We start from the raw sequence: 22,013 nt of genomic DNA on the forward strand, positions 1-22,013 counted from the left end.
GCCTGTGCATCATCAGCAACATCTATTTTTTTGCAGGGGCAGAAGTAGCAGGTGCAGATGCTGGTGCAGATTTAGCCGCAGCCGCATCCACCGGACTCACTACCGCGCCAGGGCGTACTTTTTGGATGCCATCGATCATCACACGTTCGCCGCCTTTTAAGCCGCTCAAGATGATCCAATCTTTGCCTGAGAATCCGCCGGTTTTCACTGGTGCAGGGGCGACTTTATTGTCGCTGCCCACTACGTAAACAAACTGGCCTTGTGGCGATGAAACAATCGCTTGTTGTGGCACACGCACCGTGGCATCCATCGCCCCTGCGCAACCCTTACCGTGGCAAACATGCCAGGCAGCAAGAGATGATCTGGGTTAGGGAATTCAGCGCGTAAAGTCACCGTACCCGTGGTTGGATCTATGGTTTGCTCAGCAAACAGCAACTTGCCCGCGTGCGCATAGGCCGTGCCATCTTCAAGTAAGAGATCAACGGGTAAAGTGGCTTGCTTTAACTTACCCGCTTTTGTCATTTGCTTTAAACGCAGCAAATCTGCACCAGACTGATTGAAATCCACATACACCGAATCGATTTGCTCAATCGTTGCCAATGGCGTTGCCGTCCCCTTATTCAGCAGCGCACCTTCTGAAACCAGAGCGCGGCTAATACGGCCACTGATAGGCGCTTGTACGCTGGCGTATTCTAGATCCACACTGCTGCGGCGCACTTCTGCCTCAGCTGCGGCCATTTCGGCTTCAGCTTGCTTGAGCTGTGCTTCGGCTTGATCAAATTCTTGACGGCTTACACCCTGCTCATCCACCAACTGGCGATAGCGATCAGCCGTTTGCTTGGCAATCGAAACGCTGGCCTTTGCTTTAGCCAGTGCAGCTTTAGCCGTGGCGGCATTGGCTTCTAGCACCCGCGAATCAATCTTAAATAAAGATTGGCCCGCTTTCACTTCACCGCCCTCATTAAACAGGCGTTTTTCTAAAATACCATCCACGCGAGCGCGCACTTCGGCAGTACGTACTGCCGTGATACGGCCGCTTAAATCACGCGTTAATGCCGCACTACCCGCCTGAGCCATTACCACGGTGACTTCAGGTGGCGGCATTCCACCAGCGCCACCCGCAGCGCTTTCTGGCCCACTTTTACCGCAAGCCGCTAATAGGCTTGCTGCGCCCAAAACTAAAATCACACTTTTTTTGAGTGAAGGAAGCATTGCTAATCCTTAATCCGCTTAATTAAAATATTTGCGCCAATAAATTGACGACCCACATGGCGATCTGCCAAAGCGTGTATGAACGCTTGGCTGACTTTTAAAACTAACAATCTGATACTTAGCTTGCGGCATTAATACAAACGTTTAGCGGCACAAAACAACAGCAGCAAAACAAATATAGGAGCGCGGCTTGCTGCGCCCTTAATGCATTGTGATGCTCACAAACCTTCACAATACCGCCACGATCATGGGCGATAGGCACGCAAAAAACGGTCTACAAGACGCTCAACCTTGGCCTCTTCACCAGCGGGATCAGGTGGCTCGCCGCCAAAAAACATTTTCAAACGATCGTAACCACTGAGGGTATCTAATAGGTAAGCCGCAGCTTCAAAGGCATCGGCTTGAATTAAGCCGCCTTCTTGCATCGCCATTTCCAAAGTCAGCGCTAATTGCTTGGCGGTGCGCTCAATACAAAGCTCAAAGTGCCGACGTGCCAAATCAGGAAAACGTGGTGCTTCAGAGGTCAGTACACGGTGCGCACTAATGCCTTCAGGATCCAGACTCCGCGCTCTAAATGACAAAGAAAAGCGCATTAAGCGCTCCCGCACTGTGCCCTCATCCACCGCCAGAGGAGCCAACATTTCAGCGATACACAGCTCGATCGTCAGCTCAAACAAAGCTTGCTTACTACCAAAGCGATTATAAATCGTCTGCCTTGCTACGCCAGCGCGTTGAGCTACCTTATCTATACTGGCTCGATAACCCATTTCGCAAAAAACAAGTTTTGCGGCTTCTAGGACAGGATCGACACCTGCATTCAGCGGCTCAATCTTACTTGTAACCATTATCATCCCTCAACTTGGACTGGACAGTCTAATCTATAAAAAAGCCAAAGTGAACATATTTGCGTAAAAAAACGCGCCTTAGTTTTACTACTGAGCAATACCAAGGCCTGCAGAAAAAATAAGTGCGTATTCCGCTTTATTTTGCTCATAAAAAACACATTTCATTAAGCAATCGGCATAAATCACAACAATTATCTTTAAACGTTTAAACTAACAAGATAATAGTGTGATTTTTTCAAATGAATATGCACTAGCTCTCCCAATTAAACCCTTATACCCTGACAGGCCACACTTTTAAGTAATGCAAACAGCATTAACCTGAGAGCTGTTTGCTATGTTTTTTTTGCAGCATCATATATAAACATTCAAGACTTCAACCCCTATAGCTGGAGATCACCTAATGAAAAAGGGTACTAGGTTGTTACCAAAAAATTTTCACCTGAGCACCCTTGCCGTACTCATCCTATTGAGTGCTTGTGAGCAAAAAAAGGGCCCAAGCGCACCACCGCCGGCCCCTGTGAGTTTCATTGAAATAAAAGCCACGGATGTTGCTCTTAATAAAGAGATGGTGGGCGAAACTGCTGGCTACCGTGACATTGAGGTTCGCTCCCGCGTGAATGGCATCTTATTAAAAAGAACCTACGTAGAAGGCGCGCAAGTAAAAGCGGGGCAAGTACTTTTTGAAATTGATCCGGAGCCTTATAAAGCCACGCTAGATCAAGCCAAAGGCCAACTTTCGCAAGAAGCATCAAAATTAGAAAAAGCCCGTGCCGATCGCGATCGAATTGAGCCTTTATTTAAAGAAAACGCAGTAAGCCGCAAGGATTACGACGACGCTTTATCTGCCTACGCCTCAGCCCTTGCTAGCACGCAAACGGCACAAGCCAGTGTAAAGCAAGCAGAACTTAATTTGGGTTACACCAAAGTAACAGCACCTTTCTCTGGCACCACCAGTAAGTTAGTGCAATCAGAAGGCAGCTTAATTTCTGCCACCGGTGATTCTGGCCGCCTTACGACTATTTCTCAGCTTGATCCGCTCTATGTTAATTTTTCTTACTCCGAGCAAGATCGCCAAGAGCTAGAAGCCGCCACACGCAGCGGCCAAGTCACCTTAAACGAAAGCTTTAAAGCCAAAATCAAACTGGCCGATGGCAGCAACTACGCGCAAACCGGCTTAATTAACTTCTCTGATAACCGTGTAGACCCTAAAACCGGCACGATTCGCGCGCGTGCTATTTTCAAAAACCCTAAGGGTGATTTACTGCCTGGGCAATTTGTTCGCGTCACTCTGGAGCTTGGCAAACGCAAAAACGCCCTCTTAGTGCCTGAACGTGCAATAGTGCAATCGCAAGCCGACCATATTGTGATGACGCTGGGTGAAGGCAATAAAGTGGTACCTATCCCCGTTAAACTGGGCTCGGTGATTGATGGTAAGGTGATTATTGAATCCGGCCTAAAAGTAGGGCAGAAAGTGATTGTGGATGGGCTGATGAAAGCCAAGCCAGGCTCTGTGGTTAACCCAAGCCCAGCCAGCACCCCTGCTGCACAAAAGGAATAAGCATGTTTTCTAAATTCTTTATTGAGCGGCCGATTTTTTCCAGTGTGATTTCCATCATCATCGTGCTGGCTGGTTTAGCCGCGATGCGCTCCCTACCCATTGAGCAATACCCCGGCATTACTCCGCCAGTGGTTTCGGTGACGGCGTTTTACCCAGGTGCTACACCAGAAGTGATTGCCCAAACGGTAGCCGCACCGCTTGAGCAACAAATTAATGGTGTGGAAAAAATGATTTATGTGCAATCTGGCTCCGCTTCAAATGGCCAGATGAGCATGAATGTGTACTTTGAAATTGGTACCGACCCTGACCAAGCCACGATTAACGTGAATAACCGTGTCTCTGCCGCTTTAGCCCAGCTGCCTGAAGAGGTAAAGCGCCAAGGGGTAACGGTTAAGAAGAAATCCACATCGATCTTAGAAGTTGTGGCTTTGAATTCACCCAATGACCGCTACGACACCACCTACCTTTCTAACTATGCCCAGCTCAATATCGTTGACGAGCTAAAGCGCCTACCTGGTGTCGGTGATTTAAGTATGTTTGGCGGCACAGACTACGCCATGCGCGTTTGGCTGCGGCCAGATCGGCTCGCCCAGCTTAAGCTTTCTCCTTCTGACGTGATTGCGGCCATTCGTGAACAAAACGCCCAATTTGCTGCAGGTAAAATTGGCGCACAGCCCACTACAGCCCCGATTGATTTCACTTATACAGTCAATACGCAGGGCCGTTTAAAAGATGCTAAAGAGTTCGAAAACATCATCGTTCGCTCGACGTCCGACGGAGCAAAAATTCGCCTAAAAGACGTGGCTCGCGTTGAAATGGGCGGTAAAGACTACGACTTGCAAGCCCGTTTAAATGGCAAATCAGCGGTAGCCATTGGTCTATATCTGCAACCGGGTGCCAATGCGGTTGCTGTCGCTGCGGCCGTAAAAGCCAAGATGGAAGAACTAAAAGTACGCTTTCCCGAAGGCATTGCTTATTCCATCCCTTATGACACCACCGAATTCGTTAAAATTTCGATTGAGGAAGTGGTTCATACGCTGTTCGAAGCCATTATTTTAGTATTTATCGTGGTTTACCTGTTTTTACAAAACTTCCGCGCCACGCTCATCCCCTGCATTGCCGTACCGATCTCCTTGATTGGTACCTTTGCCGGCATGTTAATACTCGGTTTTTCGATCAATCTTTTAACCCTGTTCGGGATGGTATTGGCTATTGGTATCGTGGTGGATGACGCCATTGTGGTGCTGGAAAACGTCGAGCGGATCATGAGCGAGACCAAATGCTCCGCCAAAGAAGCATCTATCCAAGCGATGCAAGAAGTGGCTGGCCCAGTGATTGCCATTGTATTAGTGCTATGCGCCGTATTCTTGCCCGTGGCCTTTATGGGTGGCATGACTGGTGTGATGTATAAGCAGTTTGCTGTGACCATTGCAGTTTCAGTGGTGATCTCTGGGATTGTGGCCCTAACGCTCACCCCTGCTCTATGCGCTATTTTGCTTAAAAACAACCATCACAAACCGGCCCGCTTTTTTGTTTGGTTTAACAATAGCTTTGATCGCATCACCAATGGTTACGTCAGTGGCGTGGCCTTTTTAAACCGCCGTGTTGGCGTGGCGTTTATATTATTTGCCGCTATTTTGCTCAGTATTTTTGTCTTGCTGCAAAAAGTACCCGGCGCACTGGTGCCCGATGAAGATCAAGGCACTTTAATCAGCGCAGTGATGCTGCCTGATGCGTCTTCGCTTAATCGTACTGCCGCATCTAGCGATCAATTTGAAAAAATGTTGATGGCAAATAAAAATGTCGAAAACGTCGTTTCCTTTGTCGGTTTTGACATTTTGTCTGGCGCGGTGATTAGCAATAGCGGCATTGTTTTCTCAACACTTAAAGATTGGAAAGAGCGCAAAGACCCCGCCGACAGCTCCTTTGCCCTCGCTAAAACCTTCCAAGGCATGGCGTATATGGGAATGAAAGATGGCTTTGCGGCCACCTTTAATCCACCCGCTATTCAAGGAATGTCCACAACCGGCGGGATTGAGGCTTATCTGCAAAATCGCGGCACAGGTAGTACGGCGGAGTTTTCGAAAGCCACCCAGCGCTTTGTTGACGAAGCAAAAAAACGCCCCGAGTTTGCCAGTGTTTCCACCACCTTCCGCGCCAATGTACCGCAGATTTATCTTGATCTTGATCGCGAAAAAGCCAAGGCACTTGGGGTGAGCATTAACCAAGTATTCGACACCATGCAAGCCACTTTTGGCCAAGTGTATGTCAATGACTTTAACCAATTTGGCCGCACTTATCGTGTGCAATTGCAATCTGAAGCGGATTACCGTGCCCGCCCAGATGATATTCGCAATGTTTATGTGCGATCAGATAAAGGCGACATGATTCCACTGACCAGCTTGGTTAAAGTAAAAACCTCGGCAGGGCCAGAATTGGTTGAGCGTTTCAACGTCTTCCAAGCAGCAAAAATCATGGCCCAACCTGCGCCCGGCATCAGCTCTGGGCAAGCAATCAAAGCACTAGAAGAAGTGGAAGCCAGCGTCATGGGCTCCGATTACAAACTGCAATGGACCGGTTCTGCCTACCAAGAAAAATCAGCAGGCTCTTCAGCTGCCTTGGCATTTGGCTTTGGCATTATCATGGTGTTCTTGATTTTGGCTGCGCAGTACGAGCGCTGGACACTGCCTATTGCCGTGATCAGTGCCGTGCCCTTTGCGCTATTTGGTGCCTTGCTTTCGGTTTACCTTACAGGACTAACCAACGACGTTTACTTCCAGATTGGCCTCGTTACCCTTGTGGGGCTGGCGGCTAAAAATGCCATTCTGATTGTAGAATTTGCCGTGATGAAGCACGAAGAAGGAATGAGCTTGCTAGATTCGGCGCTTTCGGCGGCTCGGCTGCGTTTCCGTCCGATTGTGATGACATCCTTGGCCTTTATTTTAGGCTGCGTACCGCTCGTAACCTCCAGCGGCGCAGGCTCGGCCAGCCGCCACTCACTTGGCACACCGGTGATTGGCGGGATGTTGGCCGCCACCTTTATTGCCATCTTCTTTATTCCGCTCTTCTTCCGTTTAATTATGAAAAGCAGCGAGAAAAAAGCCGCCGCCCACACAGAAGCTGGAGATCACCATGCGTAAATCTGCGCTCGCCCTACTGATTACGGCCACCTTAAGTGCCTGCGCACTTACGCCTCCCGTGGTGGACACGAGTAGCGATCTGCCCAGCAGCTGGCGCAGTGATGCCGCTAGCGACATTGCGATTGGCCAAAACTGGTGGGCTCAATTTAACGACCCAGCTCTAGATGGATTAATTGCTGCGGCCCAAGCCAATAACCAAAATCTAGTGATTGCTGCATCGCGCATCGACGAAGCCCGCGCCGCGCTTGGCATCACTTCCGCCGATCAACTACCTCGGCTAGATTTAAGTGGCAAAGCGTCTAGAAGCCTTGCTTCCCAGCAAAATAATAGCCCAGTGAATGATAGCGCCGTTGATAGCTATCGCCTCGGTGCAACCGCGTCGTGGGAACTGGATTTATGGGGGCGCATCAAAAACAGCACCGATGCAGCCAAGGCCGATCTACTCGCCAGCGAATACAACCGAGATGCCGTAGCGCTAGCGCTGTATGCCAATGTGGCGCAAACCTATTTTAATTTGCGCGCACTGGATCAGCAGCTCGCCATTGCCCAAGAAACGCTCAAAACGCGGCAAGAAAGCTTTCAGCTGCGTAAACGACGCTTTGAGGGCGGGGTGACCTCTGAACTAGATATGCGCCAAGCCGAAGTAGAGCTCGCCAGCGCCCAAGCCAGCGTACCCAGCATTGAGCAAAACATCGCCAAAGTGGCAAGCAGCCTTGGCATTTTGATTGGCCAAAACCCACGTGCCATGATTGATATTGGCGTACCACGCGGCAAAATGCTGACCCAAATCAGCGTGCCTGTGAATGTGCCGCTAGGCCTACCTTCTGAGCTACTGGCCCGCCGGCCAGATATTCAGGCCAGCGAGCAGAGCCTACGTGCAGCAGGGGCCAGAATTGCCGCCGCCCGCGCCGCATACTACCCAACCATCTCACTCACGGGAATATTGGGTTTAGAAAGTGCGGAAATCGGCAATCTATTTACTGGCCCTGCCAAAACGTGGTCTTTTCTTGGTAACTTGGCCGCACCGCTGTTTGATAACGGTAAAACCGCCGCAACGGTCGATAGCGCTACAGCCCGCCAAAAACAAGCCGTGGCAAACTATCGTCTGAGCATCCAACAAGCCTTTGCCGAAACGCAAAGTGCCTTGGCCGCCCGCAGCAGCAGCGTAAGAATCGTTGCCGCCCAGCAGCAGCAGCTCGATTCGCTAACTCGGCAATTAAAGCTCGCCACCCTACGCTACGACAACGGCTTTTCTAGCTACTTAGAAGTCTTGGATGCACAAAGATCATTATTCCAAGCCCAACTCAATTTAGCCGCGGCCCAACGCGATCAACTCTCCGCCACCGTGGATCTGTACAAAGCCCTAGGCGGCGGCTGGAAAGCCCCAAGCCACGCTAGCTAAACCGCTTTATTTAGCAAAAAAAACCCAAGCCAAGGATTCTTGGCTTGGGTTTTTTTCAAAGCCCCCAGAACTTGCTTGCAGCTAATAACTTCATCCTGACAATCACATCAAAGATAACGCCAATAAAAGGAGCAAGAAGAACTATTAACATTAAGCAAGCTTGCAAAAATCATAGGCAGCACTTACAATGCGTCAACAATACACAGCGGGTGTCGTATAATGGTAATACCCTAGCTTCCCAAGCTAGCGCCGAGGGTTCGATTCCCTTCACCCGCTCCAAATAAAAAAAGATAAAGCCCTGATTTTTCAGGGCTTTATCTTTTACTCCCTGCCCAGCCCCACTCGTCATCAGAAACCCACTAACTGTCAAACCTTATGCTGTATCTGCGCATTCAATTTAGTGGCCTTCCTGATTTCTTAACCTCGCGATACTTTGGAATTGCTCCACGCCCAAATGTTCTGAACTTTGGCATATCCTCTGGTAAAAGATGCACATCAGACAACAGCCCGGCTTTCTCGTTGAATTCTGTGGTACTTTTTATGAGTCACATACAGATCATCCCTTGGCTTGCATACACGCTTTTCGATTGTTCTTATATTTCGGGTTATCGAATTCTTCTGCGTCTGTTAATTAAATACTTGCCGTGCAAATCAGCTGTTTTTTACAAATCAACAAGTCGGCGTTTTTTGTCATGAATTACATTCGGTTTGGCTGGCTCGTCTGGTTTCTTTGCCGCCTAACTAATTCATTGAATGCAAGTAGTGTCACGCCATCTGAAGTTTCCTGATTCGATAGAATTTGAATCATCAAATTGCGTTGTGCTACGTCGGAATCCATGACCGCACTTAAAAATGCTTTTGGAAAATCGCCTAACATTGCCTGTTCGGGGGTGTTGTTTGCAATTTGCAGCATCACGGTTTTGTTTTCCTCTATTTTGTCGCAGTAGGTGTAAAAACCACTCAGCATATCCGCATCGCTTAAATGATCAGTAATAAATAATTCATTCAGGCGATTAATAATTTGCAATAAAAATTCTTCTTTTTTATCTTGCGGTTTAGCGCTTCCCAATGCTTCGCCGGTTACAAGCTGGTATTCGCCTTTGCTTTCTTTCAGCACTAAATCCTGCTGATACAGCTTGGATACGCGGTAATGGCTGAGGACGACGTTATCTAAATCAATTTCGTCCTCCTCAAGGATAATCTCACGCAGCATAGGGCGCAGATTACGGGCATACAGGCTGAGCTTTTCTAAGTCTTTATCATCGTAATCAACAATCTGCGACATAAATTCGTAAAAGCGTACAAAAGTACCCAAATCCTTTTTAAAGATTTCCAGTGTATCTTTTGCTTTTTGGCAATCTTTCAGGCTGTTTTCTGCATTGGTGAGCAAGACCGTGTTATTGGTTTCTTTCTTCATCAATTCAAACATCGCTTTTGCTTGTTTGAATGTTTCTGTCGCCGATTTATAGCGCTGCTGCCAGCGCTCTACTGCCGGTTTGCAAATATTGGCAATGGCCGCATTGCTTTTGTTTTTTAGAAAAAAAGCACTGCAAAACTGCTCAACTTCCTGCCAGGTAAAGATGCTCTCTGCCCGCAGTTTTTCAGACAATTCAAAAATCAGATTCGGGTCCGACACATCCGCCAACTCGGCCGTTTGATAATAAGGCTGAAATGCGTCGAGGATTTCTTGCGGCTCATTAAAGAAATCCAGCACAAAGGTGCCGGTTTCTGCCTTGGTAGGATAGGTGCGGTTCAGGCGCGATAAGGTTTGCACGCACTCCACGCCACCTAGCTTTTTATCCACATACATGGCGCAGAGTTTGGGCTGATCAAAGCCAGTCTGAAACTTATTCGCCACAATCATCACCTGATAATCGTCCGAGTCAAAAGCTTTACGCAGATCGCGCCCTTTCAGGTAGATGTTCATATTGCTTTCAGTATATTTATGCCCGTCATTTTCGTAGAAGGGAGTCATCCCCGAGAGCCCTTGTCGGGGATCCAGCGCAATATCTGGATCCCCGACAAAATCACTCGGGGATGACGAAGTAGGAAATGACAAGTGATGTGGGTCTTTGTCACCAAATTCTACTTCGCCAGAGAACGCCACCATGGCGTGAATCTTGTGATAACCCTTTTCTTTGATGTATTTATCAAAGCCCTGCTTATAGCGCACCGCTTCTTTACGCGAGCTGGTCACCACCATCGCCTTGGCCTGCCCACCCAGCAAGCCCATCACATTGTTTTTAAAGTGCTCCACAATCACCACCACTTTTTGCGCGATATTGTGATCATGCAGGCGCACCCATTGATTAAGCTTTACATTGGCGCGTTTGCTTTCTACTTCCTGATCAGAATTCTCAATTTTTAAGGCTAAGTTATAAGCCACTTTATAATTGGTGTAGTTCTTCAACACATCCAGAATAAAGCCTTCCTCAATCGCCTGACGCATGCTGTAAACGTGATAGGCAGCAGGTTTATTCTTCAGCGACGCCACTTCATCAGGGAGTGGCAGGCGGCCAAACAGCTCCAGCGTTTTGGGCTTGGGCGTGGCGGTAAAAGCAAGATAACTCAAGTTTTTAGAAGCCCGGCGCGAGGCAATCGTGGCAGTGATGATGTCATCGGTGCTGAGCGCCTCATCTTCTTCCGTCGCGTCTTTCATCAGCACTTCTTTCAGCTGCCTTGCGGTAGAGCCGGTTTGCGATGAATGCGCCTCATCGGCAATGATGGCATAGCAGCGCTCTTTTAAGCTGACGCTGTTTTCAATGGCTTTTAATACAAAGGGGAAAGTCTGAATCGTCACAATAATAATTGGCTGCGCGCTCTCTAATGCCTTGGCGAGTTTTTCTGACTTTGAACCATCACCTTCCTGATTATTAATCCGCCCCACCACACCATCGGTGTGCTCAAACTGATGAATTGTGTCTTGCAGCTGCGCGTCCAGCACATTGCGATCCGTCACCACAATTACCGAATCAAATTGCTTTTTGCCCAGCTCGTTATAAAGGCTGGAAAGCTGATGCGCCACCCATGCAATAGAATTGGATTTACCCGATCCGGCGCTATGCTGAATTAAATACTTTTGCCCCGGCCCTTCTGCTTTAGCGGCCTGTATTAGCTTATTCACCACATCCCACTGATGGTAACGCGGGAAAATCATGGATTCTTTTTTGTACTTGCGGCCCTCAAAATCTTCTTTTTCTTCAATCTGCAAATGCACATAGCGCGCTAAAATATTGAGCAAATTATCCGGCAGCAATACTTCATTCCACAGATAATCTGTAGCGTATTGATTAACATCGGCAGGCACATCATTTCCCGCCCCACCTTCTGCCGTGCCTTTATTAAATGGCAGGAAATAAGTAGCGTCCCCCGCCAATTGCGTCGCCATATGCACTTCGTATTGACTCACAGCAAAATGCACAATTGCGCCGCGTTTAAAGCTTAATAATGGCTCAGGCTTTTTGGCAATCGGGTCAACAGGCAAGCGAGTGGTTTTGTATTGCTTAATGGCGCTTTGCACCGCTTGTTTAAATTCGGATTTTAATTCCAGCGTGGCCACCGGCAGGCCGTTTACAAATAACACCAAATCAATGCGCCATTTTTTGGCTTTCCCTATGGCTTCCTCATTCCCGTGCAAACTTGTCATCTCTGAGCAACCCGTCACCCCCGAATGGTTTTGTCGGGGGCGGGGATCCAGCGGCGCTACTGGATTCCCGATAGAAACATTCGGGAATGACGCTGTAGCAGCATTAGTAGCGACCAAAGCGGCACTTGCCCAAGGGCTGTAAACCAGCTCTGGCACCACCCGCAGGCGATTCTTTTTATAGCGGGCCAAAGTATCGGGGTTTAAATCATGCTCGGGTTTAAATTGGCACAGGCTAAAGCGGGTATTGCGGTCTTTAATCTCGTGGCGCAATACACCCAGCGTGCCATAGGTACGCGATACCGCGCTGGTGGCGTTCGGGTCGGCCTTTTGCAATTGCTTTGCCACCAACTCCAAAAACCGCTGCTTAGGCTCCTTAGGATAATTCGCGCAAAACTTCTGCCATTCCCCATCCTGCGTTTCTTGCACAAAACCTAATAAATCATCTGAATAGAGGGCCAATTCACGGTTATATTGATCGGCTTTGCCCAGCAGCCAGCCATGTGCAAGCAGTTGGGCGATGATGTCATTTTGAAAGGCGAGCTCTGCGGCTTTATCGGTCATGGTGTGGGTCTTTGAAATCAGTTAATTGGCTATTTGCGTCATTAGCGAATGGGGTTATTCAGAATGACAGACTTTTAAATATTACGTTTTGACGATGCGATATTTTTGCAAGCGACTTTTAGGTTTATCTGGCAAGGTCATCTCAACCAGCCCCGCTTTAAGCGCGGGTAAAAGATAGCGTTCGCGGAATGATTTTCTGTCGCTCAAGCCCAGCGCGATTTGTAATTCATTGCCGCTCATTTCTCCGATAAGCACACCTAACAAGTTTTCGACTTGGGGGGTGACTTGACGGGTGACTTGGGGGGGGATTGGGCGCTAATTGTGTCGTTTAATGCCGCCAAAATCATTGCCAACAGAAACCCAATTAACGGTGCGCTGTCATTACCGGCGGTACTATCTTGCAGCGCTTGATAATAGGCGGGCTGGTTTTCGTGGATTAGGCTTTCAACGGGCAGATTGGCGAATAGCGGATTCCAGCGCGATAAAATCAGCGTTTGCCACAGCCGCCCCATGCGCCCGTTGCCATCGGCAAAGGGGTGGATAAATTCAAATTCGTAATGAAACACGCAGCTCGCGATCAGCGGATGTTGATTGCAGCGCTTTAGCCAGCCCAGCAGATTATTCATCAGGTAATCCACCCGATCAGCAGGAGGGGCCATGTGGATCACCTGCCCACCCGACATCACACCCACACCACCGCTACGATAGCGCCCAGCGTCTGCCAGCACCCCCTTCATCAACGTGCGATGCGCAGCCAGTAGATCGGCACGTTTGGTCGGCTGCCAATCGCTCATCGCCTCATACGCCGCAATCGCGTTGTGCGCCTCGGCAATCTCACGCGGCGGGGCGATCACACGTTTACCGTCCAAAATCGCGGTGATTTGCTCGGTACTCAGCGTATTGCCTTCAATCGCAAGCGAGCCTTGAATGGTGCGAATGCGATTAAGGCGGCGCAAGCGCAGATTCTGTTCCACCTCCAGCTGTACCGACACCCGCCCAGTTGCCTCGGCCACGTCAGCGACCAAACGAAGCACAGCAGGTGTAATGCTAAATGGCGGTTGGTAATCGGGCATGGTCGGCTTCACGGGTTAAATATAAATAATCATGGTATTGCCATGTAGCAATTTATTGGTAATGGCTAAATGGCAATACCCATTAAAAAATACAATCTGAATCAGTACGCTGCCGTGGTGGTGTAGGGAGGGCTAGGCCGCTGCGTTGGATCCCAAATAAGAGATGTTTATCGGCCGTAACCCACCATGACCATACCAAAACGGGCACGGTTTTAATCGGCGTTCTTATCAATAGCGCAATGGTGGGTTACGGCCATATCCCATATCGCCAGAATAAATATCCGCGAACGGCCTAAGCCACCCTACGAAACCACAGGTATTTCCTTGTTGGCATTTAAAAACAATGGCTACGTAGCAATACCATATAAAACTAGCGTCATCCCCGAGCGGTTTTGTCGGGGATCCAGCCGCGCTGCTGGATTCCCGATAAACCCATTCGGGAATGACGGTTTAAGCCTGCCAACCTCGCACGTCGATCTTGCCGGTTACTGCGGCGGAAATGAGGGCGGTACGGCGTTCTTGCATGCACTCGATTGCTATCAAAGCTTTTTCCTCAATCTGACCATACCGCTCAATTAATGAGTCCAGCTTCGAAACTATTTCTAATTGTTCATCGATTAGAGGGAATGCAGCTTGCACACTACCAATTCGATCAATATTCAAATTAGCCTGTGTACTTTGGGTAGAGGTTTGTTCTAGTGCTGGCAATGCAGCCATTAGGCTGTACCTTAGAAATTCTAAATCTAAATTTTCATAGGGTTTAAAGCCAACAACGCTATCGGGTGCATAAGCTTCAAAATCTAAAATTGCTGTGTCTCCAATATTGGCTGCAATTGCCATAACTAAAGTTCCTGCAGGAAATTTTTGACTTACAGCCGCGCCGCGATCATTCAATGTTTGCTTATAATTTAGAATGTGTTTTCCTGCCTGTGCCACATCACCCGTTTGAATAAATGGATAATTGCCATCATAAAGAGCTGGATCATTTCTAGGCCTGTGGCCAAACTTTCCACGATATATTTTCGTAGCATATCGGTAGTTTTTTAATGTCCAATGCTCCGGCACTACGCCTAGCCATTCCACGCCCGAATCTTTCATTTGGGCGTTGGGGTTGAGGCCTTTGGTGACGGCGTGGCTGATGACGGCCTGGCGTTTTTCTTTAAGCAGCGCAATCAGGCCTTGCTGCTTTTCAATCAACAAATCAATCTTCGCCGTCTCGTGGTCGAGGAAGTTGGCGATTTTCTCTTGCTCAGCAAAACTTGGCATTGCATATTTGAAATTTACAAATGTATCTTGATATAAGTGAACGATAGTACTGCCAGTTTTATTGAAATCAACAAATCCAGTAAAAACATTTGATTTTAAAAGCCAGAAGTAATAGCGGGTTGTATAGCTATTACTTAATGGCCTAACTACAAATACGCCACTATTCAAAGTGGCATTTCCATTAAGTCCACTAGCTAATGCTACTTTACCAATTGTTCCGTCTTTAGTAATAAGTAAATCAGCTTCTTTTAATTGAATGTAGGGATCTTGCTCGTACCTTTCTTGATCGCAGTGATAACAATTATCCCAATTAATTACTGGGCCAATAAAGTCGGAGCCAGTTACCAAATAAGGGCCTTCGTCCGTAAAATCATCGGATTTTAACCCGTGCCAACCAACACGAGCTTTAACATACGACTCAAATTTGACTCTAGTTAATACCCAATGGCTTGGATATATACCCAACCACTCAACCCCAGAATCTTTATATTCCGCATACGCCTGATACCGACTCATGCTGCGTCTCCTTCACTCTCTTTATCTCCACATGGCGTCATCCCCGAGTGCTCTTGTCGGGGATCCAGTGGCTCTGCTGGATTCCCGACAAAGTCACTCGGGAATGACGAAATAGCAGCACTCGCAGTATCGCCGCCATCACCACACAACGGCGTCATCCCCGAGTACCCTTGTCGGGGATCCAGTGGCTCTGCTGGGTTCCCGACAAAGTCATTCGGGAATGACGAAGTAGCCGCACTCGCGGCATCGCCGCCATCACCACACAACGGCGTCATCCCCGAGTGCTCTTGTCGGGGGTCCAGTGGCTCTGTTGAATCCCCGACAAAGTCACTCGGGAATGACGAAATAGCAGCACTCGCAGCATTGCCGCCATCACCACACAACGGCGTCATCCCCGAATGCTCTTGTCGGGGATCCAGTGGCCCTGCTGAATCCCCGACAAAGTCACTCGGGAATAACGAAGTAGCGGCACTCGCAACATCGCCGCCATTACCACACAACGGCGTCATTCCCGAATACTCTTGTCGGGGATCCAGTGGCTCTGCGGGGTTCCCGACAAAGTCATTCGGGAATGACGAAGTAGCAGCACTCGCGGCATCGCCGCCATCACCACACAACGGCGTCATCCCCGAATGTTCTTGTCGGGGATCCAGTGGCTCTGCTGGGTTCCCGACAAAGTCATTAAGGAATGACGAAGTAGCCGCACTCGCAGCATCGCCGCCATCACCACACAACGGCGTCATCCCCGAATGCTCTTGTCGGGGCTCCAGTGGCTCTGCTGGATTCCCGACAAAGTCATTAAGGAATGACGAAGTAGCCGCACTCGCAGCATCGCCGCCATCACCACACAACGGCGTCATCCCCGAGTGCTCTTGTCGGGGATCCAGTGGCTCTGTTGAATCCCCGACAAAGTCACTCGGGAATGACGAAATAGCAGCACTCGCAGCATTGCCGCCATCACCACACAACGGCGTCATCCCCGAATGCTCTTGTCGGGGATCCAGTGGCTCTGCTGAATCCCCTACAAAGTCACTCGGGAATGACGAAGTAGCGGGATTGGGGTTGATGTGCTGTGGCACTGCGCCAGTAATTTCCGGCCACAAATCTAGCCATTGCGGATTTTGTTTTTCTATCAGACGCAGCTTCCAGTCTCGATTCCATTTTTTTAGCTGTTTTTCTCGGCTAATGGCGCTTTCCATTGTTTCGTGTTGCTCGTACCAAACCAGTGTTTTTACGCTGTGTTGCTGGCTAAACCCCTCAACAACACTTTCTCGATGCTGCCAGATGCGCTGGATCAAATCGGAAGTCACGCCAATATAGAGCGTGCCATTGCGCTGGCTGGCGAGGATGTAAACGGCTGGGGCTTTCATGCGGTCATCCTTTTCGCCGCCATTCCACGGATGGCGGGAATCCAGTTGCACTGGCCGTTATTTACACGCAATTTTATCGAGTAATAAGCCCTCTGGATTACCGACAAAAGCACTCGGGAATGACGCCGCGGAGTAAGTGTCACCAGCGGTGACACTTTTACCGCCCTTGGCAATTGTCTCAACAGTGCTGAGACAATTGCAGCGTCCAGCAAAACACTCAACGATGTTGAGCGTTTTGCTGGGTTTAATACGCTTCGCTCAAATAGCGCGGCTTTGAATTGGCGCTCCAGCTCTCGCTTACCCCATCTTTCTTGCGTTGCCATTTTCAGATAGAACTCGCGCTCTTCTAAGCGCTTGCTTTGGCCCAAAATAATGAGGTTATGGCTCCATGACAATTGTCGCACCAGTGGCGCGACTTTTTCATCCTGCTGATAAGTCTCATAAAATTGGCGCATACGAAACAAATTACTGCGGGTAAAGCCTTTCAAACTAGGCTGCGTTACAGCTAGATGCTGCGCTAATTGATTCACCACTCCATCACCCCATTCGGCGATAGAAATCTTGCGACTGATATACGCGCACACTTGCCAGTACAACTCAATCAGCGCGGTATTCACGGCGCGATAGGCTTGCTGACGCGCAGCGGCGATGAGGTGAACTATTTCGGCAAAATCGGGCGTATTGATTGGTGCGCTCATGAATGCACCTCTTGCAGCAGCGCCATAATTTCTGCGCTGATAGCGTCTAAGTCGGCATCAATTTCAACTAAATCGCGCGGTGGCTGGTATTGGTAGAAGTGGCGATTGAAGGGGATTTCATAGCCCACAATGCCAATCTCGCCGTCTTTAGCATCGGTCTTGCTGGCATCAATCCACGCATCTGGCACATGCGGCTGCACTTCTTTGATGAAATAGGCTTCATTGATGTCATTGACGCTGCGAGTTGGATCGAGCGCGACGTTTTCGTTATCGCGCAGATCACCATCAGCCTGGTATTCCACCACTTCTTTGCCCACGGCAAACAGGCCGTATAAAGGCTTAGCGGCGGTCTTGTGGATTTTCTTGATGACCTTTTCGGCAACTGGATTTTTCCAGCTTACGGCATCGGTGAGTTGTTTTTTCTCTTTGGTGTCCAGCGCAATGGCGGATTTCTTCATTGCGGCTTTTAGCGCGTCATCAAAACCATTGAAATCATCGCTTTGCTCGCTGCCCATCTGTAATTGCAAAGCCTGGGCTTTTAGCAGCAGGGCTTTTTGAGCGAGCCATGTTTTAGCGTCGAGCAAGTCTTTGATTTGCTTTTCTTTAAGGTCGCTTAAATGGCTTTTAATGTAGGCGCGAATTTCTATTTCGTAATCACCCAGCTGGCCGTAGTCTTCGCACGCTGACGAATCTTGCCAATGCGTCGCGCCATATTCGGCATACACCCACTTCATAGCGGCATTCAGTGCGCCATATTCATAGCGCAGTGCGGCAATGCGCTCATCAGTCAGCTGGTACGACAAGCGCAGCGGGCGCTCGATGGTAATGCGGCGATAGCCAAATTCGTGGCTGGCGAAGATCTTGGCAGCGAAGGTTTTAGCCACTTCGGCCTTGGGGTTGGCGGACTGGCGGCCACGGTTACTCTTTTGCTCGGCAGGTTTATCCAGCTCACGCGCGTCCACCACGGCGAAATCACCAAAGCAGCGGGTAATCTCGCGAATATCATCCTCAGACATTTCATTGCGCTTGCTACCCAGAGATTTACGCATCTTGCCGCAAAGGTTTACGCCATTAATGAGCTGTACTTTGCCTTTGCGCTCGGTAGCCTTTTTATTGGAAAGCACCCACACATAGGTGGAAATACCGGTGTTGTAAAACATATCGGTTGGCAAGGCGACGATAGCTTCCAGCAGATCAGTCTCAAGAATAAAGCGACGAATTTCAGATTCGCCCGAGCCAGCGCCACCGGTAAATAGCGGCGAGCCATTCAGAATAATCCCAATCCGCGCGCCGCCTTCAGCGATATCGCGCAATTTGCTAATCAGGTGCAGCAAAAATAGCAGCGAGCCATCGGAGACACGCGGCAGGCCTGCGCCAAAGCGGCCAGCAAAGCCTTTTTGCAAATGCTCGTCTTTAATCTCGCCTTCAATCTTTTTCCAATCCACGCCAAATGGCGGATTAGATAGCATGTAATCGAATTTATTGGCGTAAAGATGATCGTTGGATAGCGTATTGCCGAGTTTGATATTGCTGACGTTCTGGCCTTTGATCAGCATGTCGGCTTTACAAATCGCATAGCTTTCTGGGTTCAGCTCTTGGCCAAAGGCGCTCATCACTGCTTGCGGGTTGTGCTCGTGCACGTACTCCATCCCCGCCGATAGGAAACCACCTGTACCCGCAGTCGGGTCGTAAATGGTGCGGATAATGCCTTCTTTAGTCAGCGCATCGTCGTCTTCCATAAACACCAGCGATGTAGTGAGGCGAACGATGTCGCGCGGGGTAAAGTGTTCCCCCGCCGTTTCATTTGAGCTTTCGGCAAATTTGCGAATTAGCTCTTCAAACACCAAACCCATTTCATAATTGGAAACCGCCGCAGGGCTTAGATCCGTAGTGCGAACTTTTTGAATGATTTTGTACAGCAAATTGGCGTCGTTCAGTAGTGCAATAAATTCAGCGAAATTAAAATGATCAAAAATCTCACGCGCGTCACGGCTGAAGGATTGAATATACTGCTCAAGATTCGCCTTGATGCCCGCTTCACCAAGCGTGCTCAAATCCATTTTGGACGTGTTGTAAAACGACATGCCGTTTTTATTCTTATCCGTAGCCGTGGCACGCAGCAGTAGTTTTTCCTCGCCTTCTTCCGGCAAACTCATCAGCTCAACAATTTCCACCTGCTTGAGCACGGCTTCTTTAGTCTCAGCCAGCACACACTCCAAACGGCGCAATAGCGTAAATGGCAAGATGATGCGGCCATACTGGCTCTGCTTAAAATCCCCACGCAAAAGATCAGCGAGTGACCAGATATAGGCCGCGAGATTGTTGGTGGCTTGTGACATTTGCTTTCGACCTGATTCAGAATACTTGATGGGCGGTATTGTAGCGGGTTTGAGGAGGGGGAGGTTATTTTGAGTATCGCTATATTGGGCAATTACGCGTTGAAATAAATAAGAATAAATAATGGCTATTTTTTGAGCCGCCATTAAAATTAATAAAACGATCCCTAATTATGTCTCTTGCTCAGGCCCCCTTAATTTAGCAACCCGTATGGAATAAATTCGGACGGTCTGAGCGGTTTTAAATTGGGGAGCCCTTAGCCCACACATGCTGGATACATTATTCATAGCTAAGCCTTGGCCGCCTGGCTATGCAGAGGACATAATCAGGTAATTTTTTTAATATTTATATCTTGCTTTAACGAAATAACCTACTTAAATAAACCATAGAAAACACGCAAAAAAAACCAGTGGGTCTCACTGGTTTTTTATATGCTGAGCAAAGATTCGATCAGAGCAAGACATCACTCGTTACGCCATATCGGCGTAATATACGGCGTAATTGCTCCAGAGCCTCAATTTGAATTTGTCTCACCCGCTCTCGGGTTAAATTCAAATTGGCAGCTAAATCTTCCAGAGTACAGACCTCATATCCATTGAGGCCATAGCGACGCTCAATCACAATGCGTTGCTTTTCATTTAATTGCTTTAGCCATTCCCGTACATAACGCTCTACTTCAGCATTTTGCAAAATGGCTTCTGGGCCATCGTGTTGATCATCTGGAATAGATTCGCCAATGGTCAGCATTGGGTCGATATCTAGAGGGGCATCAAGGGAGGCCACTCTTTCATTCAAGCTCATTACCCTGCGCACATCTTCTACTGATTTACCCACCAAATGCGCAATATCTTCAATAACTGGCTCATGCCCTAATTGCGCTTCTAAATGCCTTTGGGCGCGCAAATAGACATTTAATTCTTTAATCACATGCACTGGCAAACGAATCGTGCGTGATTGATTCATAATTGCCCGCTCTACACTTTGCCTAATCCACCATGTGGCATAGGTAGAGAAACGAAAGCCACGCTCGGGGTCGAATTTCTCTAATGCGTGCATTAAACCGATGTTGCCTTCTTCAATTAAATCAAGAAGAGTCATACCGCGATTAATATAGTGCTTCGCTATATTTACGACCAAACGCAAATTATGCTCGATCATTTTTTGCCGAGCTTGGAAATCCCCTGAACAACACGCCGAGACAAAGCCCGTTCTTCATCAGGGGTAAGTAATTTGCTTTGACCTATTTCATTTAGATAAATTTGTGTGACATCGCCCGTGCTTTCGTGAACATGAGCCTCGGCTTCCTCAGCAGCAGGCTCTATGTCTGATTCCGCACCTTCTTCCTGTTCGGCCTTCTCGAGGTCATCACCGTCCTCAAGCAGTTCCTCTTCCAGAATATCAAGCTGATCGTTCATGTTTTTTCCGCTTGGATGTATTTTGCAGGGTCTACCGGCTTCCCAAATCTGCGCATTTCAAAGTGCAGTTTGACCTGTTCACTATCGCTATTACCCATCTCAGCAATTTTATCTCCCCTTTTTACCTCATCTCCTTCTTTGACTAAAAGCTTACTATTGTTTGCGTAAGCAGTAAGAAACTCTTGGTTGTGCTTAAGAATAACCATCTTTCCATAACCTCGCAAACCCGCTCCGGCGTAAACAACCTTACCCTTAGCTGATGCTACTACAGACTGGCCCATTTTCCCTGATATATCAATGCCACGGTTTTCGTCAGAGAAGCCTTTCACCGTTCGTCCAATGGTCGGCCAAGCCCAATCTGAGGGCTTTTCTTCCTTCATAATTTGCGTAGAAGAGGCATTTATACTAGGTTTTTCTACGATTTTAACCGCAGATGCAATCCTTACTTCAGAGGCAGAATGCGCCGCGACAGACGGTAGTCTAGCGGGTTCTGTCTGTAATTTTAAAGCAACAACAGGGCCTTCAGATAGAGCAGCTACCGCACTGGCAGATTGCCCTCCGTAGGTTGCTTTTACAGCCTTAGGGTAATTTTTTGTTTCCTCAGTCTTAGGCGCTTCGTCGCTCTTTAACGGGCGAATTTCTACGCCCCCCTCTGGGGCTATAAGCCGTAAAGTTTGGCCAATTTTAATGCCATTTATATCCGTTAAATTATTCCACACAGCTAGATCGCGATAAGCCAAGCCATGATCAAGTGCTACACGATAAAGCGTGTCACCTTTCTTAACCATATACGTAGCAGGCCGTGTATCGCCGTTGATCACAGGGCTAGACACAGCGGCGACAACACGCGGAGCGGGGGCGGGAGTCACGGCGCTGCGATCAACAATCGGCGCAGGCGGCGTAGGATGGCTAGCGCAAGCGCCAAGCACTAAAACTAAAGGGGCACACAGACCTTGCCAGTTCACAGAAAAATC

General features: G+C 48.6%; 15 protein-coding genes, 1 tRNA gene and 1 pseudogene. 4 read left to right on the plus strand and 13 right to left on the minus strand.

The features are described 5' to 3' along the window. Positions 1-22: 22 nt before the first annotated feature. The 3 genes from C1H71_RS21160 to C1H71_RS19240 all read right to left on the minus strand — a co-directional run bounded on the left by C1H71_RS21160 (position 23) and on the right by C1H71_RS19240 (position 2,057). Positions 23-298 carry an efflux RND transporter periplasmic adaptor subunit gene (locus C1H71_RS21160; RefSeq protein WP_223145935.1) on the minus strand — a complete coding sequence of 92 codons (276 nt, stop codon included), beginning with the start codon at positions 296-298 and terminating at the stop codon, positions 23-25. Then, positions 241-1,212, minus strand: coding sequence for an efflux RND transporter periplasmic adaptor subunit (locus C1H71_RS19235; RefSeq protein ID WP_223145936.1), 972 nt, complete (start codon positions 1,210-1,212; stop codon positions 241-243). Before C1H71_RS19235 ends, C1H71_RS21160 begins: the two co-directional genes overlap by 58 nt. A 245-nt stretch (positions 1,213-1,457) precedes the next feature. Continuing rightward, positions 1,458-2,057: a TetR/AcrR family transcriptional regulator gene (locus C1H71_RS19240; protein WP_188053440.1), complete on the minus strand. Its 600-nt coding sequence runs from the start codon at positions 2,055-2,057 to the stop codon at positions 1,458-1,460. A 517-nt stretch (positions 2,058-2,574) separates the two neighbouring features. Between C1H71_RS19240 and C1H71_RS19245 the strand changes: the two genes are divergently transcribed. The 4 genes from C1H71_RS19245 (at position 2,575) to C1H71_RS19260 (ending at position 8,436) form a co-directional block, all read left to right on the plus strand. Then, the gene (locus C1H71_RS19245; RefSeq protein WP_262488336.1) at positions 2,575-3,615 is read left to right on the plus strand and encodes an efflux RND transporter periplasmic adaptor subunit; all 1,041 of its coding nucleotides are present in this window, start codon (positions 2,575-2,577) and stop codon (positions 3,613-3,615) included. Between the two features lie 2 nt (positions 3,616-3,617). Further along, the gene (locus C1H71_RS19250) at positions 3,618-6,755 is read left to right on the plus strand and encodes an efflux RND transporter permease subunit (protein WP_130108013.1); all 3,138 of its coding nucleotides are present in this window, start codon (positions 3,618-3,620) and stop codon (positions 6,753-6,755) included. Next, the gene (locus C1H71_RS19255) at positions 6,748-8,157 is read left to right on the plus strand and encodes an efflux transporter outer membrane subunit (protein WP_130108014.1); all 1,410 of its coding nucleotides are present in this window, start codon (positions 6,748-6,750) and stop codon (positions 8,155-8,157) included. Before C1H71_RS19250 ends, C1H71_RS19255 begins: the two co-directional genes overlap by 8 nt. Before the next feature lie 205 nt (positions 8,158-8,362). Next, positions 8,363-8,436: transfer RNA gene (locus C1H71_RS19260), tRNA-Gly, on the plus strand. A gap of 418 nt (positions 8,437-8,854) precedes the next feature. On the opposite strand, the gene C1H71_RS19265 is transcribed toward C1H71_RS19260, so the two are convergent. From C1H71_RS19265 to C1H71_RS19305, 10 genes and pseudogenes are all read right to left on the minus strand, one after another. After that, a complete protein-coding gene (locus tag C1H71_RS19265) occupies positions 8,855-12,364 on the minus strand; it encodes a type I restriction endonuclease subunit R (RefSeq protein WP_223145937.1) in 3,510 nt (1,169 codons plus the stop codon). A gap of 81 nt (positions 12,365-12,445) precedes the next feature. Beyond that, positions 12,446-12,604: a Fic family protein gene (locus C1H71_RS21165; RefSeq protein ID WP_223145938.1), complete on the minus strand. Its 159-nt coding sequence runs from the start codon at positions 12,602-12,604 to the stop codon at positions 12,446-12,448. A 17-nt stretch (positions 12,605-12,621) separates the two neighbouring features. Further along, a complete protein-coding gene (locus C1H71_RS19275) occupies positions 12,622-13,437 on the minus strand; it encodes a Fic family protein (protein ID WP_223145939.1) in 816 nt (271 codons plus the stop codon). 450 nt (positions 13,438-13,887) lie between these two features. Then, positions 13,888-15,219, minus strand: coding sequence for a restriction endonuclease subunit S (locus tag C1H71_RS19280; RefSeq protein WP_130108015.1), 1,332 nt, complete (start codon positions 15,217-15,219; stop codon positions 13,888-13,890). A gap of 1,088 nt (positions 15,220-16,307) precedes the next feature. After that, positions 16,308-16,589 (minus strand): annotated as a pseudogene (locus C1H71_RS21685) (GIY-YIG nuclease family protein); the annotation flags it as partial. After that, complete coding sequence (locus C1H71_RS19290) at positions 16,586-17,287, minus strand: DUF1016 N-terminal domain-containing protein (protein WP_130108016.1); 702 nt, start codon at positions 17,285-17,287, stop codon at positions 16,586-16,588. The gene C1H71_RS19290 and the pseudogene C1H71_RS21685, both read right to left, overlap by 4 nt. Further along, a complete protein-coding gene (locus C1H71_RS19295) occupies positions 17,284-19,626 on the minus strand; it encodes a type I restriction-modification system subunit M (protein ID WP_130108017.1) in 2,343 nt (780 codons plus the stop codon). The genes C1H71_RS19290 and C1H71_RS19295 overlap by 4 nt, the downstream gene beginning before the upstream one ends. Positions 19,627-20,074: 448 nt before the next feature. Then, complete coding sequence (gene rpoS / locus C1H71_RS19300; protein WP_262488337.1) at positions 20,075-20,782, minus strand: RNA polymerase sigma factor RpoS; 708 nt, start codon at positions 20,780-20,782, stop codon at positions 20,075-20,077. Beyond that, entirely contained in the window at positions 20,779-21,039 is a 261-nt protein-coding gene (locus C1H71_RS21690; protein ID WP_262488338.1) for a sigma-70 factor domain-containing protein, read from the minus strand. The genes rpoS and C1H71_RS21690 overlap by 4 nt, the downstream gene beginning before the upstream one ends. Further along, complete coding sequence (locus C1H71_RS19305) at positions 21,036-22,004, minus strand: peptidoglycan DD-metalloendopeptidase family protein (RefSeq protein ID WP_130108018.1); 969 nt, start codon at positions 22,002-22,004, stop codon at positions 21,036-21,038. The genes C1H71_RS21690 and C1H71_RS19305 overlap by 4 nt, the downstream gene beginning before the upstream one ends. Between the last annotated feature and the right edge of the window lie 9 nt (positions 22,005-22,013).

It is taken from the genome of Iodobacter fluviatilis (assembly GCF_004194535.1).
GTDB classification, from domain to species: domain Bacteria; phylum Pseudomonadota; class Gammaproteobacteria; order Burkholderiales; family Chitinibacteraceae; genus Iodobacter; species Iodobacter fluviatilis_A.

Excerpts from the sequence above, each read along its gene's own strand:
- C1H71_RS19290 (WP_130108016.1), bottom strand. The coding sequence starts at position 17,287 with ATGAGCGCACCAATCAATACGCCCGATTTTGCCGAAATAGTTCACCTC.
- C1H71_RS19280 (WP_130108015.1), bottom strand. The coding sequence starts at position 15,219 with ATGAGTCGGTATCAGGCGTATGCGGAATATAAAGATTCTGGGGTTGAG.
- C1H71_RS19295 (WP_130108017.1), bottom strand. The coding sequence starts at position 19,626 with ATGTCACAAGCCACCAACAATCTCGCGGCCTATATCTGGTCACTCGCT.
- C1H71_RS19275 (WP_223145939.1), bottom strand. The coding sequence starts at position 13,437 with ATGCCCGATTACCAACCGCCATTTAGCATTACACCTGCTGTGCTTCGT.
- C1H71_RS19235 (WP_223145936.1), bottom strand. The coding sequence starts at position 1,212 with ATGCTTCCTTCACTCAAAAAAAGTGTGATTTTAGTTTTGGGCGCAGCA.
- C1H71_RS19255 (WP_130108014.1), top strand. The coding sequence starts at position 6,748 with ATGCGTAAATCTGCGCTCGCCCTACTGATTACGGCCACCTTAAGTGCC.
- rpoS (WP_262488337.1), bottom strand. The coding sequence starts at position 20,782 with ATGATCGAGCATAATTTGCGTTTGGTCGTAAATATAGCGAAGCACTAT.
- C1H71_RS19265 (WP_223145937.1), bottom strand. The coding sequence starts at position 12,364 with ATGACCGATAAAGCCGCAGAGCTCGCCTTTCAAAATGACATCATCGCC.
- C1H71_RS19250 (WP_130108013.1), top strand. The coding sequence starts at position 3,618 with ATGTTTTCTAAATTCTTTATTGAGCGGCCGATTTTTTCCAGTGTGATT.
- C1H71_RS21165 (WP_223145938.1), bottom strand. The coding sequence starts at position 12,604 with ATGAGCGGCAATGAATTACAAATCGCGCTGGGCTTGAGCGACAGAAAA.
- C1H71_RS19240 (WP_188053440.1), bottom strand. The coding sequence starts at position 2,057 with ATGGTTACAAGTAAGATTGAGCCGCTGAATGCAGGTGTCGATCCTGTC.
- C1H71_RS21690 (WP_262488338.1), bottom strand. The coding sequence starts at position 21,039 with ATGAACGATCAGCTTGATATTCTGGAAGAGGAACTGCTTGAGGACGGT.